This window comes from Streptomyces panacea (assembly GCF_040560175.1).
GTDB lineage: Bacteria > Actinomycetota > Actinomycetes > Streptomycetales > Streptomycetaceae > Streptomyces > Streptomyces panacea.
On sequence record NZ_JARJHW010000066.1, the window covers coordinates 18,905 to 35,712 of the forward strand.

18 protein-coding genes are annotated in these 16,808 nt (G+C 70.6%); 16 read left to right on the forward strand and 2 right to left on the reverse strand.

From position 1 onward, the window contains the following. Positions 1-10: 10 nt before the first annotated feature. Positions 11-715 carry a potassium channel family protein gene (locus P3L51_RS17690; protein WP_354606205.1) on the reverse strand — a complete coding sequence of 235 codons (705 nt, stop codon included), beginning with the start codon at positions 713-715 and terminating at the stop codon, positions 11-13. 65 nt (positions 716-780) lie between these two features. Here P3L51_RS17690 and P3L51_RS17695 point away from each other — a divergent pair, with 65 nt between their 5' ends. Then, positions 781-1,350 (forward strand): HIT family protein, encoded by a 570-nt coding sequence (locus tag P3L51_RS17695; RefSeq protein ID WP_354606206.1) that lies wholly within the window; start codon positions 781-783, stop codon positions 1,348-1,350. 56 nt (positions 1,351-1,406) lie between these two features. Here P3L51_RS17695 and P3L51_RS17700 read toward each other — a convergent pair whose 3' ends face one another. Then, positions 1,407-3,062: an AbeC-like domain-containing protein gene (locus tag P3L51_RS17700; protein WP_354606207.1), complete on the reverse strand. Its 1,656-nt coding sequence runs from the start codon at positions 3,060-3,062 to the stop codon at positions 1,407-1,409. A gap of 372 nt (positions 3,063-3,434) precedes the next feature. Here P3L51_RS17700 and pgsA point away from each other — a divergent pair, with 372 nt between their 5' ends. The 15 genes from pgsA to P3L51_RS17775 all read left to right on the forward strand — a co-directional run. Further along, positions 3,435-4,112 (forward strand): phosphatidylinositol phosphate synthase, encoded by a 678-nt coding sequence (gene pgsA / locus P3L51_RS17705; RefSeq protein ID WP_354606208.1) that lies wholly within the window; start codon positions 3,435-3,437, stop codon positions 4,110-4,112. Beyond that, positions 4,109-5,062: a phosphatidylinositol mannoside acyltransferase gene (locus P3L51_RS17710; protein ID WP_354606209.1), complete on the forward strand. Its 954-nt coding sequence runs from the start codon at positions 4,109-4,111 to the stop codon at positions 5,060-5,062. Before pgsA ends, P3L51_RS17710 begins: the two co-directional genes overlap by 4 nt. Beyond that, positions 5,059-6,222: a glycosyltransferase family 4 protein gene (locus tag P3L51_RS17715; protein ID WP_354606210.1), complete on the forward strand. Its 1,164-nt coding sequence runs from the start codon at positions 5,059-5,061 to the stop codon at positions 6,220-6,222. Before P3L51_RS17710 ends, P3L51_RS17715 begins: the two co-directional genes overlap by 4 nt. 129 nt (positions 6,223-6,351) lie before the next feature. Then, entirely contained in the window at positions 6,352-6,897 is a 546-nt protein-coding gene (locus tag P3L51_RS17720; RefSeq protein ID WP_354606211.1) for a hypothetical protein, read from the forward strand. A 181-nt stretch (positions 6,898-7,078) separates the two neighbouring features. Next, entirely contained in the window at positions 7,079-7,993 is a 915-nt protein-coding gene (gene pdxS, locus P3L51_RS17725; RefSeq protein ID WP_354606212.1) for a pyridoxal 5'-phosphate synthase lyase subunit PdxS, read from the forward strand. Next, the gene (gene pdxT, locus P3L51_RS17730; RefSeq protein WP_354606213.1) at positions 7,983-8,588 is read left to right on the forward strand and encodes a pyridoxal 5'-phosphate synthase glutaminase subunit PdxT; all 606 of its coding nucleotides are present in this window, start codon (positions 7,983-7,985) and stop codon (positions 8,586-8,588) included. Before pdxS ends, pdxT begins: the two co-directional genes overlap by 11 nt. Before the next feature lie 62 nt (positions 8,589-8,650). Then, the gene (locus P3L51_RS17735) at positions 8,651-9,403 is read left to right on the forward strand and encodes a YebC/PmpR family DNA-binding transcriptional regulator (protein WP_354606214.1); all 753 of its coding nucleotides are present in this window, start codon (positions 8,651-8,653) and stop codon (positions 9,401-9,403) included. Between the two features lie 200 nt (positions 9,404-9,603). After that, entirely contained in the window at positions 9,604-10,161 is a 558-nt protein-coding gene (gene ruvC / locus P3L51_RS17740; RefSeq protein ID WP_354606215.1) for a crossover junction endodeoxyribonuclease RuvC, read from the forward strand. Further along, positions 10,158-10,784 carry a Holliday junction branch migration protein RuvA gene (gene ruvA / locus P3L51_RS17745; protein ID WP_354606216.1) on the forward strand — a complete coding sequence of 209 codons (627 nt, stop codon included), beginning with the start codon at positions 10,158-10,160 and terminating at the stop codon, positions 10,782-10,784. Before ruvC ends, ruvA begins: the two co-directional genes overlap by 4 nt. A gap of 143 nt (positions 10,785-10,927) precedes the next feature. Next, the gene (gene ruvB, locus P3L51_RS17750; RefSeq protein ID WP_354606217.1) at positions 10,928-12,043 is read left to right on the forward strand and encodes a Holliday junction branch migration DNA helicase RuvB; all 1,116 of its coding nucleotides are present in this window, start codon (positions 10,928-10,930) and stop codon (positions 12,041-12,043) included. 165 nt (positions 12,044-12,208) lie between these two features. Next, positions 12,209-12,721 (forward strand): preprotein translocase subunit YajC, encoded by a 513-nt coding sequence (yajC, locus tag P3L51_RS17755; protein ID WP_354606218.1) that lies wholly within the window; start codon positions 12,209-12,211, stop codon positions 12,719-12,721. A gap of 144 nt (positions 12,722-12,865) precedes the next feature. Further along, positions 12,866-14,653: a protein translocase subunit SecD gene (gene secD, locus P3L51_RS17760; protein WP_354606219.1), complete on the forward strand. Its 1,788-nt coding sequence runs from the start codon at positions 12,866-12,868 to the stop codon at positions 14,651-14,653. Between the two features lies 1 nt (position 14,654). Then, on the forward strand, positions 14,655-15,797 hold the full coding sequence (gene secF / locus P3L51_RS17765; protein ID WP_354606220.1) for a protein translocase subunit SecF: 1,143 nt from the start codon (positions 14,655-14,657) through the stop codon (positions 15,795-15,797). Next, positions 15,794-16,339, forward strand: coding sequence for an adenine phosphoribosyltransferase (locus P3L51_RS17770; RefSeq protein ID WP_354606221.1), 546 nt, complete (start codon positions 15,794-15,796; stop codon positions 16,337-16,339). Before secF ends, P3L51_RS17770 begins: the two co-directional genes overlap by 4 nt. 192 nt (positions 16,340-16,531) lie before the next feature. Then, on the forward strand, positions 16,532-16,808 hold a 277-nt coding region (locus tag P3L51_RS17775), incomplete at its 3' end, for a hypothetical protein (RefSeq protein ID WP_435594472.1).

Consider the following 16,808-nt stretch of genomic DNA (forward strand, 5'->3'; position numbering starts at 1 on the left):
CGGAGAGGCGTCAGCCTCCCGGGGGCCGTACGTCGTCCGGGGGCGGGCCTCCCCGCTCCGCCCGGCTCGCCCGGTCCTCCCGGCCGAAGACCTGGACCAGCCAGGAGGAGAACGAACCGGTCACCGCGCCCAGCAGCGCCAGCCCGCAGATCATCAGGACGACCGCGAACAGCCGGCCCAGCGGCGTCACCGGGGTGACATCGCCGTACCCGACCGTCGTGATCGCCGAGCAGGCCCACCACACCGAGTCCCCGAACGTCTTGATCGTGGCACCCGGCGCCCCGCGCTCCTGCTGATAGACCGCGAGCGCCGCGGCGAAGCTCAGCAGCGCGGCCGTCACCCCCGCGTACGCCATCACCCGGCCGTACAGGCTCAGCCGGGGCTGGTCGCGGCGGCGCTGGAGCGCCACGTACGTGTTGACGATCCGCACCGGGCGCAGCAGGGGCAGCAGCAGGACGACCGTGTCCAGCCAGTGCGCCGTGACGAAGCGCGCTCCCTGGCCGCTCAGCACCAGACGCACCGCGTAGTCCACCGCGAACAGCCCCCAGACGGTGAACAGGACGGTCAGCGCCACGTCGCGCGCGAGAGGGTCGCTGCTGGTGTTCAGCACGCACACCGCGTAACAGGCGAGGAAGAGCGGTGAGCCGAAGAGCATCGGCAGTTCGGCACGCCGCTCCCACTCGCGCCGCCGTTCTGTTCGGTTCCGGACACGCATCGCGCCAGCATGGCGGGGGCGTCCGCGGGCGGGCCCGGCGACACGCTCCACCGGGCCGAAGTCATATGCTGCACAGCATGACGAGTGAGCCGGAGCAGCAGATCGGAGTGGGCACCCCGGACGCGTTCCAGCGCCTGTGGACGCCCCACCGGATGGCCTACATCCAGGGCGAGAACAAGCCCACCGGCCCGAACGCGGACGACGGCTGTCCCTTCTGCTCCATCCCGCGCAAGTCCGACGAGGACGGGCTCGTCATCGCCCGCGGCGAGTCGGTCTACGCGGTGCTGAACCTGTATCCGTACAACGGCGGGCATCTCATGGTCGTGCCGTTCCGGCACGTCGCCGACTACACGGAGCTGGACGAGGCCGAGACCGTCGAGCTGGCGGCGTTCACCAAGCGGGCGATGACCGCGCTGCGTACGGCCTCCGGGGCGCACGGCTTCAACATCGGCATGAACCAGGGCACCGTCGCCGGGGCCGGTATCGCCGCCCATCTGCACCAGCACCTGGTGCCGCGCTGGGGCGGCGACGCCAACTTCATGCCGGTCATCGCCCACACCAGGGTGCTGCCCCAACTGCTCGCCGACACAAGGGCGATGCTGGCGGACGCCTGGCCGTCCACGGACACGCCGTAGGCCCCGGGTCCTGGCCGGGCGGTCGTGCCGGCCCGGCACGACCGCCCGGCCAGAACCTACGCGTCGTACACGTCGACCTTCCTCGGTGACGGGTCCTGGACCGCGCCGCTGAGGAACGAGGAGCGGTTGCCGAAGCGCTCGGTGTCCACGCCGTTCTCGCTCAGTACGCGCAGGGCCGCCGTGTGCGCCACCCGCAGCACCGGCGTGGCCGCGCGCATCGCGTCGTCGGCCATGAAGCGGTGGCGCCACGGCTTCTCCGCCCACGCGTGCCGCAGGCCGAACGGCTCGGGCAGCGAGAGCTTCCCGCCGAGGAAGTCGAGGATCGGCGGATACCAGGTGAACGGGGCGCGGATGGCGAGCCGCACCGCCTCGCGCGGCTCCACCAGCGGCAGAGTGCGGGTCGTGGTCTCCCAGAACCTGACGGTCTTGGCCGTCGTCACCGTCTTGGGCGACGGCTTCGAGGTGAAGAGGGAGTGGACCGGGCCCAGCGCGTGGCCGGTCACCTCGATGCGCAGCGTCTCGTGCAGCACCGTCACCGTGATCATCATCGTGATGATCAACTGACCGTCCCAGAGCACGAACTGCACGCCCAGATAGTGCCGGTCACCGGCGCCGAACTGCTGGTGGTTGCAGATCCGCTGTATCTCGTGGCCCTTGACCTGGTACGCCTCCACGTCCTGGCCCCCCGGCCGGCTCACCGACCCCGCGTTCTCGCCGACCGGCCGCACGATCCAGTGCTTCACCTCGGGCTTGGGGAAACCACCGGAGTTGAGCGGGCCGCGCTCCAGCATCTTCAACTGGTCGTGCATGGCGCGTATCACGTCGTAGCTGCGGAACTGGTGGATGTCCTTGCCGGCCTCCTTGGGAACCAGCTCCTCCGCGAGCTGCCAGCTGCCCCACCGGGTCCCCATGCCCAATATCCCCTTGGGGCCCGCGTAGAAGAGCGAGTTGGACCGCTGCTCGGCCGTCAGCTTCTCCAGCCCGCTGCGCAACTCCTCCCGCGCGGTCTCGTCGGGATGACCCGGCACCGCCTCGGGCACCTTGGCGCCGAGGCCGCCGCCCGCCAGGAGGTCGCTCCAGCGCTCGCGCAGATCCTTCGCCGTCGTCTCGCAGATCCGCTTGGCCAGCAGCCAGCCGATCACGGGCGCGATGATCACACCGCGCAGATACCAGCCGAGGAAGCCCGTGAACGGCAGCGCCACCAGGAAGACCACGGCCAGTGCCGCGACGCCGAGCAGCAGCGCGCCGCCGATCGCCCCGGCCTTCTTGTCCTTCGCCCCCGCCAGCGTCCTGCGCAGTTGGAAGACACCGATCCACAGCAGCGTCCCCGGCAGGAACAGCAGGCCGAACAGGACGGTCACGAGGGTCAGCCGGGTGTCACGCTCCTTACGGATGCGGGACGCCGCCAGCGCGTGCTCGACCACCGTCTGCGGTTCCATGCCGAAGGACTGGATGAGGTCGCCCCGCCCACCGCCCAGCATCCGCGTCTGCACCGCCCGCGCGAACGCCTCGCCCAGATTCGGCTCGAAGAGCGACACCTTGCCCTTGCTCACCGAGGACTTGTGCCATTCGCTGTCCGCCTTGAGGATCTCCTCCACCGGACTGTCGCGGTAAGCCGCCGAGGCCAGGGCATGCGTCGCCGCCGTCTGACCCGCCGACCCCTGGAGCGGAACCTGAGCTCCAGGAGAGAAATCGAATCCTTCGTGCGCCACTGTCCGCCCCCATCGCCGCGAGCATCCGCTGCTGCGCCCTTTTCCCAACTACCGCGCCCCGCACACCTGCTGAGCTGGGGCGCACAACAGCGTAACCGGGGCACGCTCTCCGCGTCAGGGAGAATCCGGCCCCGCACCCCCACGCCGCCGCGCGGGCGCAGGCCCACAGCGGCGCCAGTGCCTGCCCGGAACCGGTCCGCCAGGTGGGGGCGGGATCACCTCGTGCCGGACGAGTCGCCGTACGTCACGCCGGGCGGGCGGGCCCGTCGTGCCCGAGCTGGGCGCCCCGGCGGTGGAGGGCCTCGGTCCTGGCTACGATGGGCCAGCCGGTGGCCGATGGGGCCGCCTGCCCAACCGACCGTCGGGAAGGCCATGCTGAACAAGTACGCGCGTGCATTCTTTACGCGTGTCCTCACCCCGTTCGCCGCGTTTCTGCTCCGCCGGGGGGTGAGTCCCGACGCTGTGACGCTCATCGGTACGGCGGGAGTGATGGCGGGAGCGCTGTTCTTCTTCCCCCGCGGAGAGTTCTTCTGGGGCACCGTCGTCATCACGCTCTTCGTCTTCTCCGACCTCGTCGACGGCAACATGGCGCGGCAGGCCGGGATCTCCAGCCGGTGGGGGGCGTTCCTCGACTCCACGCTCGACCGGGTCGCCGACGGCGCGGTCTTCGGCGGATTCGCGCTCTGGTACGCGGGGACGGGCGACAACAACGTGCTGTGCGCCGTGTCGATCTTCTGTCTGGCGAGCGGCCAGGTCGTCTCGTACACGAAGGCCCGAGGCGAGTCGATAGGGCTGCCTGTGGCGGTCAACGGGCTCATCGAGCGGGCCGAGCGCCTCGTCATCTCCCTGGTGGCGGCGGGTCTCGCCGGGATGCACAAGACGTTCGGTGTGCCCGGGATCGAGATCCTGCTGCCGATCGCGCTGTGGGTGGTGGCCGCGGGCAGTCTGGTGACACTCGGACAGCGCGTGGTGACCGTACGGCGCGAGTCCGCCGAGGCGGACGCGGCCAACGCGAGCGGGGCCGCCGGCGCGACCGGGGCGACTTCATGAGCGGCGGGCGGGACCGGCTCGCCGACGCCCTCTACGGAGTCGGCTGGAGCACCGTGAAGAAACTCCCCGAACCGGCTGCCGCCGCGCTCGGCAGGACCATCGCCGACACCGTGTGGAAGCGGCGCGGCACCAACGTCCTGCGGCTGGAGTCGAATCTGGCCCGCGTGGTGCCGGACGCGAGCCCCGAACGCCTCCGGGAGCTGTCGAAGGCCGGCATGCGCTCGTACATGCGGTACTGGATGGAGTCGTTCAGGCTGCCGGTCTGGAGCGACGAGCGGGTGCGGGACAGCGTCGAGATCAAGGACATCCATCTGCTGACGGAGGGCCTGGAGAGCGGGCGGGGCGTCGTGCTGGCCCTGCCGCACATGGCCAACTGGGACCTCGCCGGGGCGTGGCTGACCCGGGGGATCGGCGTTCCTTTCACCACCGTCGTGGAACGGCTCAAGCCCGAATCGCTCTTCGACCGCTTCGTCGCCTACCGCGAGAGCCTCGGTATGGAGGTGCTGCCGCACACCGGAGGCAGCGCCTTCGGGACGCTCGCCAGGCGGCTGCGGGCCGGCGGACTGGTGTGTCTGGTCGCCGACCGTGATCTGTCCGCGTCGGGCGTCGAGGTGACGTTCTTCGGTGAGAAGACCCGGATGCCGGCCGGGCCCGCGATGCTGGCGCAGCAGACCGGGGCGCTGCTCTTCCCGGTCGAGCTCCACTTCGATGGGTCCAAGCTCATGCGCGGAACGGTGTATCCGGCCGTCGAGGTGCCGGAGACGGGCAGGCGCGCCGAGAAGTCGTCCGTGATGACACAGGCCGTGGCGGACAAGTTCGCCGTCGGCATCGCGGAGCACCCGGAGGACTGGCACATGCTCCAGCGTCTCTGGCTCGCCGACCTCGAACCACGTCCCGCGGAGAGCACCGGGAGTGCGGAGAACACCGCGAGTGCCGGGGGTACCGGGTGAAGATCGGCATCGTCTGCCCGTACTCCTGGGACGTACCGGGCGGAGTGCAGTTCCACATCAGGGATCTCGCGGACCACCTGATCCGGCTGGGCCACGACGTCTCGGTGCTCGCGCCCGCCGACGACGAGACGCCGCTCCCGCCGTTCGTGGTCCCCGCCGGCGGGGCCGTGCCCGTCCGGTACAACGGTTCCGTCGCCCGGCTGAGCTTCGGCTTCCTCGCGGCGGCCCGGGTACGGCGCTGGCTGCACGACGGCACCTTCGACGTCATCCACATCCACGAGCCCACGGCGCCCTCGCTCGGGCTGCTCGCCTGCTGGGCGGCGCAGGGGCCGATCGTCGCGACGTTCCACACGTCGAACCCGCGCTCGCGCGTGATGCTCGCCGCGTACCCGATCCTCCAGCCGGCGCTGGAGAAGATAAGCGCGCGGATCGCCGTGAGCGAGTACGCGCGGCGCACGCTGGTCGAGCACCTGGGCGGCGACGCGGTCGTCATCCCCAACGGCGTCGACGTCGACTTCTTCGCCGAGGCCGGGGTCAACCCCGAGTGGCAGGGCGGCACGATCGGCTTCATAGGGCGCATCGACGAACCCCGCAAGGGGCTGCCCGTCCTGATGAGGGCCCTGCCGAAGATCCTCGAAAGCCTGCCGGAGACCAGGCTGCTGGTCGCCGGGCGCGGTGACGAGAAGGAGGCCGTGGAGTCGCTTCCCGAGGAGATGCGCGAGCGCGTCGAATTCCTCGGCATGGTCAGCGACGAGGACAAGGCGCGGCTGCTGCGCAGCGTCGACCTGTACGTGGCGCCCAACACGGGCGGCGAGAGCTTCGGCATCGTCCTGGTCGAGGCACTGTCCGCGGGCGCGGCGGTGCTGGCGAGCGACCTGGACGCGTTCGCGCAGGTCCTGGACCAGGGCGCGGCCGGGGAACTGTTCGCCAACGAGGACGCGGACGCGCTGGCGGAGGCGGCGGTACGGCTCCTGGGGGACCCGGAGCGCCGCGAGGGACTGCGGGAACGCGGCAGCGCGCATGTGCGGCGGTTCGACTGGGCGACGGTGGGGGCGGACATCCTGGCCGTCTACGAGACGGTGACCGACGGCGCGGCGTCCGTGGCCACGGACGAACGAGTGGGCCTCCGCGCCCGCTTCGGCCTGGCGGCCCGCGACTGAGGGCGCACCGAGCCCGTCCGGCGAAGCGAGGACACCTCGCGGGGCGGGCTCGCGGTCCGGGGCCCGTCCCCGGTTCCGGGAAGGGGCGGGGTGGGGGCGACGGGCCCCGCCACCAGTAGCCTGCCGTTCGTGACCGAAACCCTGATCTGGATCTTCGCCGGGCTGCTGGCGATCGGCCTGTACCTCAGCTGGACCGCCGGCCGCCTCGACCGACTGCACTCGCGGATCGACGCCGCACGGGCCTCCCTCGACGCCCAACTGCTGCGCCGCGCCTCGGTCGCCCAGGAACTGGCCACCGCGGGCGTCCTCGATCCCGCGGCCTCGATCGTGCTCTACCAGGGCGCGCACGCCGCCCGCCAGGCCGAGGAGGAGCTGCGCGAAGTGGCCGAGAGCGAGCTGAGCGAGGCGCTGCGGGCCATCTTCGGGGAGGTCGCGCAGGTCGAGGCGGTACGGGCCGCCCCGGGCGGCGAGGAGGCCGCGACCGAGCTGGCCGCCGCCGTACGCCGGGTGCCCATGGCCCGGCGCTTCCACAACGACTCCGTACGCGCGGCCCGCGCCCTGCGCAGGCACCGCACGGTCCGCTGGTTCCGGCTCGCCGGCCACGCGCCGTTCCCCCTCGCGTTCGAGATGGACGACGAGCCGCCGGTCGCGCTCGCCGACCGCCCGGGTACCTAGGTCGTGTCTTCGAAGTCCCGCTTGGCCTGCGGGCGGACGGCGCCGACCTAAGGGAAGCCGCGAAAGGGGCCGCGAGAACGATCCACCGGCCTTTCATTGGCCCTTGCTGTGGACTGGTCCGGAGAGGTTTGCTCACCTCGTCGAACCGCTCCCGTCCCAGTTCCCCAGTGAGGTTCTCACCGTGTCCACCACGCTTCCCAGCACCAGCCAGAACCCCGAGACCGGCACCGCGCGCGTCAAGCGCGGCATGGCCGAGCAGCTCAAGGGCGGCGTGATCATGGATGTCGTCACGCCCGACCAGGCGAAGATCGCCGAGGACGCCGGCGCGGTCGCCGTGATGGCGCTGGAGCGGGTTCCCGCCGACATCCGTAAGGACGGCGGCGTCGCGCGGATGTCCGACCCCGACATGATCGAGGGCATCATCGAGGCCGTCTCGATCCCGGTGATGGCCAAGTCCCGCATCGGCCACTTCGTGGAGGCCCAGGTCCTCCAGTCCCTCGGCGTCGACTACATCGACGAGTCCGAGGTACTGACCCCGGCCGACGAGGTCAACCACGCGGACAAGTGGGCCTTCACCACGCCGTTCGTCTGTGGCGCGACCAACCTGGGCGAGGCCCTGCGCCGTATCGCCGAGGGCGCGGCGATGATCCGCTCCAAGGGAGAGGCCGGCACCGGCAACGTCGTCGAGGCCGTCCGTCACCTGCGCCAGATCAAGAACGAGATCGCCCGGCTGCGCGGCTACGACAACAACGAGCTGTACGCCGCCGCGAAGGAGCTGCGCGCCCCGTACGAGATCGTCAAGGAGGTCGCCGAGCTGGGCAAGCTGCCCGTCGTGCTGTTCTCCGCGGGCGGCGTGGCCACCCCGGCGGACGCCGCGCTGATGCGCCAGCTCGGCGCCGAGGGCGTCTTCGTCGGCTCCGGCATCTTCAAGTCCGGCGACCCCGCCAAGCGCGCCGCCGCCATCGTCAAGGCCACCACCTTCTTCGACGACCCCAAGGTCGTCGCGGACGCCTCGCGCAACCTCGGCGAGGCCATGGTCGGCATCAACATCGACACCCTGCCCGCGTCCGAGCACTACGCGAACCGTGGCTGGTGACCAGGGCGCCGCGCGCGGCCCGTTGATCGGCGTCCTGGCCCTCCAGGGCGACGTACGGGAGCACCTGGCCGCCCTGGCGGCGGCCGGCGCGGTGCCCACGACCGTACGGCGGCCGGACGAACTGGCCGCCGTGGACGGCCTGGTGATCCCCGGCGGCGAGTCGACCACCATGTCCAAACTGGCCGTCCTCTTCGGGATGCTGGAGCCGCTGCGGACACGCGTACGCGCGGGGATGCCGGTCTACGGCACCTGCGCCGGCCTGATCCTGCTCGCCGAGAAGATCCTCGACCCGCGCTCCGGACAGGAGACCGTCGGCGGCATCGACATGATCGTCCGCAGGAACGCCTTCGGACGGCAGAACGAGTCCTTCGAGGCGGCCGTCGACGTCGTGGGTGTCGGACCCGTGCACGGGGTCTTCATCCGGGCGCCGTGGGTCGAGTCCGTCGGCGCCGAGGTCGAGGTGCTCGCCGAGCACGGCGGGCATGTCGTCGCCGTACGGCAGGGCAACGCGCTCGCGACGGCGTTCCACCCGGAACTCACCGGCGACCACCGGCTGCACGGCTTCTTCACGGAGATGGTGCGCTCCGCGGGGTGAGGGGATCCCGGTAGGATCTCTGCCGAACGGAGCAGGATTGGTTACGCGAAGGAGACAGGCAGATGTCCGGCCACTCTAAATGGGCTACGACGAAGCACAAGAAGGCCGTGATCGATGCCAAGCGCGGCAAGCTCTTCGCGAAGCTGATCAAGAACATCGAGGTCGCGGCCCGCACCGGAGGCGCCGACGTCGACGGTAATCCGACCCTTTTCGACGCCATCCAGAAGGCGAAGAAGAGTTCGGTGCCGAACAAGAACATCGACTCGGCCGTCAAGCGCGGCGCCGGCCTGGAGGCCGGTGGCGCCGACTACGAGACGATCATGTACGAGGGTTACGGGCCCAACGGTGTCGCCGTTCTCATCGAGTGCCTGACCGACAACCGCAACCGCGCCGCCTCCGACGTCCGCGTCGCGATGACCCGCAACGGCGGCTCGATGGCAGACCCCGGGTCCGTGTCGTACCTGTTCCACCGCAAGGGCGTCGTGATCGTCCCCAAGAGCGGGCTGGGCGAGGACGAGGTCCTGGGCGCGGTCCTCGACGCGGGCGCCGAGGAGGTCAACGACCTGGGTGAGTCCTACGAGGTGCTCAGCGAGGCCACCGACCTGGTCGAGGTCCGCACGGCGCTCCAGGGCGCCGGCATCGACTACGACTCCGCCGACACCAACTTCGTGCCGACCATGCAGGTCGAGCTGGACGAGGACGGCGCACGGAAGATCTTCAAGCTGATCGACGCGCTGGAGGACAGCGACGACGTGCAGAACGTCTTCGCCAACTTCGACGTCTCGGACGAGGTCATGGAGAAGGTCGACGCCTGACGTCCGGCGCCGTACCGGCGGGCGCACCGGCGCGCGGTCACCGGCGCCAACTCGGTTGTACGCGGCGGGCCGACGGGGACACACCCCCCGTCGGCCCGCCGCGTTGTCGGTGCCGACCGATACTGTGCTGATCAGGGGTTCTGACTCTCCGGCAGAACGTGTGATCGAGCAGGACCGAGAGTGTGAGGGGGAGGGGCGCGATGCGGGTACTGGGCGTGGACCCCGGACTGACGCGGTGCGGTGTCGGCGTCGTCGAGGGCGTCGCGGGACGCCCGTTGACGATGCTCGGCGTCGGTGTGGTGCGTACGGCCGCCGACGCGGACCTCGGCCCACGGCTGGTCGCCATCGAGCAGGGCGTGGAAGCCTGGTTGGACGAGTACCGGCCCGAACTGGTCGCCGTGGAGCGGGTGTTCAGCCAGCACAACGTCCGTACGGTGATGGGGACGGCCCAGGCCAGCGCTGTCGCCATGCTTTGCGCCGCGCGCCGCGGCATCCCCGTCGCCCTGCACACCCCCAGCGAGGTCAAGGCCGCCGTCACGGGCAGCGGGCGCGCCGACAAGGCACAGGTCGGCGCCATGGTGACCCGGCTGCTGCGGCTGGCCGCCCCGCCCAAGCCGGCCGACGCCGCCGACGCGCTTGCCCTGGCCATCTGCCACATCTGGCGCGCCCCCGCCGTCAACCGTCTCCAGCAGGCGCACGCCGCGGCCAAGGCGTCCCGCCCCACCAGCCACGTACCCGTACGGAAGGTCCCCCGATGATCGCCTTCGTCAGCGGCCCGGTAGCCGCCCTCGCCCCGACCTCCGCGGTGATCGAGGTCGGCGGCGTCGGCATGCTGGTCCAGTGCACCCCGGCCACCCTCGCCGGGCTGCGGATCGGCCAGGAGGCGAAGATCGCCACATCTCTGGTCGTCCGGGAGGACTCGCTCACGCTGTACGGCTTCGCCGACGACGACGAGCGCCAGACGTTCGAGCTGCTCCAGACCGCGAGCGGTGTCGGTCCCCGGCTGGCCCAGGCGATGATCGCGGTGCACGCGCCCGACACCCTGCGCCTCGCCGTCGCCACGGGTGACGAGAAGACACTCACCGCCGTCCCCGGCATCGGTAAGAGGGGCGCCCAGAAGCTGCTGCTGGAGCTGAAGGACCGGCTCGGCGAGCCCGTCGGCACCCATATCGGCAGACAGGGCATCGGCACCCCCGTCTCCGCCTCCTGGAACGATCAGCTGCACTCGGCCCTGATCGGCCTCGGCTACGCGACCAGGGAGGCCGACGAGGCGGTCGCGCTGGTCACGCCCCAGGCCGAGGAGGCGATCAAGGCCGGCGAGGCACCGGCCGTACCGCGACTTCTGCGGGCCGCGCTCCAGTCGCTGAACCGGACACGCTGACCCGGACGGGCCGACCCGGCCACGTCGACGGGCACGGGCACGAGCACGGACGCGGGCCGAACCGCACACGCCGGCAGGCCCGCGCCGGGGCCGAACTCCACGGGACCGTCCAGGGACGTCCCGATTCCACGAGGTGAATCACAGTGAACTGGGACGACAGCAGCAGCGGGACGCCGGGAGGCGGCCCCCCGCCGACGGGCGCCGCCGACGGACCCGACGGACCCGACCGGCTCGTCGCCGCCTCGGCCGACGGGGAGGACCAGGCGGTCGAGGCGGCGCTGCGGCCCAAGTCGCTGCACGAGTTCGTCGGGCAGGAGCGCGTACGCGAACAGCTCGACCTCGTCCTGAAGGCGGCCCTCGCCCGGGGCGCCACCGCCGACCACGTCCTGCTGTCGGGCGCGCCGGGCCTCGGCAAGACCACCCTCTCCATGATCATCGCCGCCGAGATGGGCGCCCCGATCCGCATCACCTCGGGCCCCGCCATCCAGCACGCGGGCGACCTCGCCGCGATCCTCTCCTCCCTCCAGGAGGGCGAGGTCCTCTTCCTGGACGAGATCCACCGGATGTCCCGGCCCGCCGAGGAAATGCTCTACATGGCCATGGAGGACTTCCGCGTCGACGTCATCGTCGGCAAGGGCCCCGGCGCCACCGCCATCCCGCTGGAACTGCCGCCGTTCACCCTGGTCGGCGCCACCACCAGGGCCGGCCTGCTGCCGCCCCCGCTGCGCGACCGCTTCGGCTTCACCGCGCAGATGGAGTTCTACGAGCCCGTCGAGCTGGAACGGGTGATCCACCGTTCCGCGCACCTGCTCGACCTGGAGATCGACGCGGAGGGGGCCGCCGAGATCGCCGGGCGCTCCCGGGGCACTCCCCGTATCGCCAACCGTCTGCTGCGCCGGGTCCGGGACTACGCGCAGGTCAAGGCCGAGGGCTACATCAACCGCGACATCGCCGCCGTGGCCCTGCGGGTGTACGAGGTCGACGAACGGGGCCTCGACCGCCTCGACCGGGCGGTGCTCCAGGCCCTGCTCAAGCTGTTCGGCGGCGGCCCGGTAGGCCTTTCGACCCTCGCCGTCGCGGTGGGGGAGGAGCGCGAGACGGTCGAGGAGGTCGCCGAGCCCTTCCTCGTACGGGAGGGACTGCTCGCCCGTACACCGCGCGGCCGGGTCGCGACACCGGCCGCCTGGGCGCATCTGGGGCTCACCCCGCCCCCGCGGAGCCCGGGCGCAAGCGGACAACCGGGGCTGTTCGGGGCGTGAGCACGCGGGCATTCGTTCCAGCAGGAACCCCGGTGCCATGCTGGGCGTTGTTCCAATGATGCGGACTCGCTTAGACTCCGCCGATGCCGCCCTTAAAAGTCGGCTAACCCGCCCCCGTATATCAGGCCGCCCGACAGCGCGGTCGTGCGAAGGAAGTTCCCTCCCGTGAGTCTCGTGACCCTCCTCCCCTTCATCGTGCTCATCGGGGCCATGTTCCTGATGACCCGGTCCGCCAAGAAGAAGCAGCAGGCGGCTGCGCAGATGCGCAATGAGATGCAGCCCGGCACCGGCGTCCGGACGATCGGCGGCATGTACGCCACCGTCAAGGAAGTTCACGACGACACGGTCCTCCTTGAGGTCGCGCCGGCCGTCCACGCCGTGTACGCGAAGAACTCCATCGGCGCGGTCCTCACCGACGCGGAGTACAACCGCATCGTCCACGGTGACGAGGAAGAGGACATCGAGGTCGACGGTCCCGTCGTGCCCGACGACGCCTCCTCCCTGACCGGGGACGACGATGTGGCCAAGATCGACCTGGGCAAGAAGGACGGCCCCGACGACGCGGAGGCCGACGCCACGGCGGACGCCACGGCCGGCGCCGACGCGCCCAAGGTCGATGCCGAGAAGGCCGTCGAGCCCAAGGACGCCAAGGCCGACGGCGAGAGCGGCGCGAAGTAGTCACGTCCGGCACCGCGCCGCGCCCGTAGGCGCACCGCGGTCCCCGGACGACGTCGGCATTCGCGTGGGCAGGTCCCCACATCACTTCGTTGCCGCTCCGTCGCTCACTCGGCGTGGAGCGGTCGGACAGGGAGAAACGAAAAGGTGGCAGCACCTCAGAAGGGCCGAAGGCAGACGGGGGCCCCGGGAAAGCCGGGGCGCACCCTGATCCTGTTCCTGATCGCGATGATCGCCCTCGTCGGCGGGATGTTCGGGGCGGGCGAGCTCACGCCGCGCCTCGGTATCGACCTCGCCGGCGGCACGACCATCACGCTCAAGGCCAAGAGCTCGCCGGGCCAGGCGAACGCGGTCAACGAGACCAACATGAACACCGCGGTCGGCATCATCGAGCGTCGTGTGAATGGTCTCGGCGTTCAGGAGGCCGAGGTTCAGACCCAGGGATCCGACAACATCATTGTCAACATCCCCAAGGGCACGAACTCCCAGCAGGCTCGTGAGCAGGTCGGCACCACCGCTCAGCTGTACTTCCGGCAGGTCCTGACCCTCGGACCGGGTGACCCCGCCCAGCAGCAGCAGCCGCCGCCGGACGCGACCCCGAGCGCCGGTTCGAGCGAGAGCCCGAGCCCGAGTCCTTCCAAGAGCGACAAGCCGGAGTCGGCCGATCCGCCCGCCGCCGGTGCTCCCAGCGCCTCGGAGACGACCCAGGGCCGTGCCCTCACGGCAGACCTGAAGGCCGACGCGACGCCCACTCCGAGCGGCTCCGGCAAGCCCGACAGCTCCAAGAGCCCGGCGCCGAGCGAGCCCGCGACGCCGCCCGCGGACCCCGCCACCGAGAAGCTCCAGGCCGACTTCGTGGCGCTCGACTGCACCAACGAGAAGGCCAGGGGCGCCCTCGGCGACAACGCGAAGCCGAGCCAGCCGACTCTCGCCTGCGGCGAGAACGACGGCGTGTGGGAGAAGTACATCCTCGGCCCGGCCGAGGTGGGCGGCAAGGACGTCGACGACGCCAACGCCACCATCAACCAGCAGACCGGCCAGTGGATCGTCCAGATGGACTTCACGGGCGGCGGCTCGAAGAAGTTCCAGGCGATCACCAGCAAGCTCTCGCAGCAGCAGGCCCCGCAGAACCAGTTCGCCATCGTCCTCGACGGCGAGGTCGTCTCGGCGCCCTCGGTGCGCCAGACGCTGAGCGCCAACGCCGAGATCTCCGGCAACTTCACCCAGGAGTCCGCGCAGGACCTGGGCAACATCCTGTCGTACGGCGCACTGCCCCTCACCTTCCGTGAGGAGACCGTCACCACGGTCACCGCCGCGCTCGGCGGTGAGCAGCTGCACGCCGGTCTGATCGCCGGCGCCATCGGCCTCGCGCTGGTGATCATCTACCTGGTGCTCTACTACCGGGGTCTCGCGCTGATCGCCATCATCAGCCTCCTGGCCTCGGCGGTCATGACGTACGCGATCATGACCCTGCTCGGACCGGGTATCGGATTCGCCCTCAACCTGCCCGCGGTGTGTGGTGCGATCGTTGCGATCGGCATTACCGCGGATTCGTTCATCGTGTACTTCGAACGAATCCGTGACGAGATCAGAGAGGGCCGTACGCTCAAGCCCGCCGTCGAACGGGCCTGGCCGCGTGCCCGGCGCACGATCCTGGTGTCCGACTTCGTGTCGTTCCTCGCCGCGGCCGTGCTGTTCACGGTCACCGTCGGCAAGGTGCAGGGCTTCGCGTTCACGCTCGGCCTGACCACGGTCCTCGACGTCGTCGTCGTCTTCTTCTTCACGAAGCCGATCATGACCCTGGTCGCCCGTACGAAGTTCTTCTCGGGCGGCGGCTCGTGGTCCGGTCTCGACCCGAAGCGCCTCGGAGCCAAACCACCGTTGCGCCGCAGCCCCCGCCGTCTCAGCGCCCCCACCGACCCGAAGGAGGCGTGAGATGTCGCGACTCGGAGATCTCGGCGCCCGGCTCTACCGCGGCGATGTCGGCTACGACTTCGTCGGGAAGCGCAAGTTCTGGTACGCGCTCTCGATCCTCATCACCATCGCGGCCATCGCGGGCCTGGCGGTACGCGGGCTCAACATGGGCATCGAGTTCAAGGGTGGTGCCGTCTTCAACACCCCGAAGACGAGCATCTCCGTGGCGGCTGCGCAGGACCACGCGGAGAAGGCCTCCGGCCATGACGCGATCGTCCAGAAGCTCGGCAACGGCGGCCTGCGTATCCAGGTCACCGAGCTGAACACGGCGCAGGCCGACAAGGTCCAGACGCAGCTCGCCAAGGATCTGGACATCCCCCAGGAGAAGATCAACGCCGACCTGGTCGGGCCGAGCTGGGGCAAGCAGATCGCCAACAAGGCGTGGACGGGTCTCGGGATCTTCATGATCCTGGTGGTGATCTATCTGGCGATCGCCTTCGAATGGAGAATGGCGGTCGCGGCGCTGATCGCCCTGATCCACGACCTCACGATCACGGTCGGTGTGTACGCGCTGGTCGGCTTCGAGGTCACCCCGGGCACGGTGATCGGTCTGTTGACCATTCTCGGTTACTCCCTCTACGACACGGTCGTGGTCTTCGACAGCCTCAAGGAGGGGTCGAAGGACATCACCAAGCAGACGCGCTTCACCTACAGCGAGGTCGCCAACCGCAGCATCAACTCCACCCTGGTGCGTTCCATCAACACCACCGTGGTCGCGCTGCTGCCGGTCGCCGGTCTGCTCTTCATCGGTGGCGGTGTCCTCGGCGCCGGCATGCTGAACGACATCTCGTTGTCGCTGTTCGTCGGCCTCGCCGCGGGTGCGTACTCGTCGATCTTCATCGCCACTCCGCTGGTCGCCGACCTCAAGGAGCGCGAGCCGCGGATAAAGGCACTGAAGAAGCGCGTAGTGGCCAAGCGGAAGGCCGCCGCGGCCAAGGGCGAGTCGCCCGACTACGCGGATGAGGGCTTCGAGGAGCCGAGGGACGCCGAGCCGGACGACGGCGACGACGAGGCCCCGGCGCAGGACACCCCGGCCGCCGCGGTCGCGGGTCCCCGGAGTCACGGCGGCCGTGGCCGGGGCCGTCCGTCGGGGAAGCGTCGATGACCGACGACAGCACGAGGGAACTGCTCCTCAGCCGTATCCGTGATGTGCCCGACTATCCGAAGCCGGGCGTGATGTTCAAGGACATCACGCCGCTGCTCGCGGATCCGAAGGCGTTCACGGCGCTCACCGACGCCCTGGCCGAGCTGGCCGTACGGCACGGTGCCACGAAGATCGTCGGTCTGGAGGCGCGCGGCTTCATCCTGGCCGCGCCGGTCGCGGTCCGGTCCGGCATCGGCTTCATCCCCGTGCGCAAGGCGGGGAAGCTGCCGGGTGCGACGCTGTCGCAGACGTACGACCTGGAGTACGGCAGCGCCGAGGTGGAGGTCCACGCCGAGGACCTGCGGGAGGGCGACCGCGTCATCGTCATCGACGACGTGCTCGCCACCGGCGGCACCGCCGAGGCCTCGGTCGAACTCGTACGCCGGGCCGGCGCCGAGGTGGTGGCCGTGGCCGTCCTGCTGGAGCTGGGCTTCCTCGACGGCAGGGCACGCCTGGAGCCGCATCTGCGGGGCGCTCCGCTGGAGGCGCTGATCAAGGTCTGACCCTGTCAGGCCCGCGTGACGAAACATGACGAAAGCGGACGCTCCGGGAATTCCACCCGGAGCGTCCGCGTTCTGCTGTCATCACCCGGGAACCCGTGCGGGCACCGGTCCCGTGAGCAGTCGCGCCACGAGGTCGTTACCATGGCCGTTCCGGACCTGACCGGGGGACCCGGAAACGCACGAGGAGCGCTCTTGCCAGACGAGGCCCAGCCACTCGCCGCCGCACAGCCCGATCCGCACGCGGACCGGGCCGAGGCGATGCCCGCCACGCCGCAGAAGCCGGCGGACGGGGCGGGGACGGCCGCGCGGGCGGCTGCCGAGAGCAACGGGTCCGGATCCAACGGATCCAACGGGTCCACGCCGGCGACGACCACGGCGCCCACTCCCGCCACGGCGCCCACTCCCGCACCGCCCACGGCCCCCACCACGGCCCCCGCGCCGACGCCGGGCTCCTCGCCCGCCAAGAGCC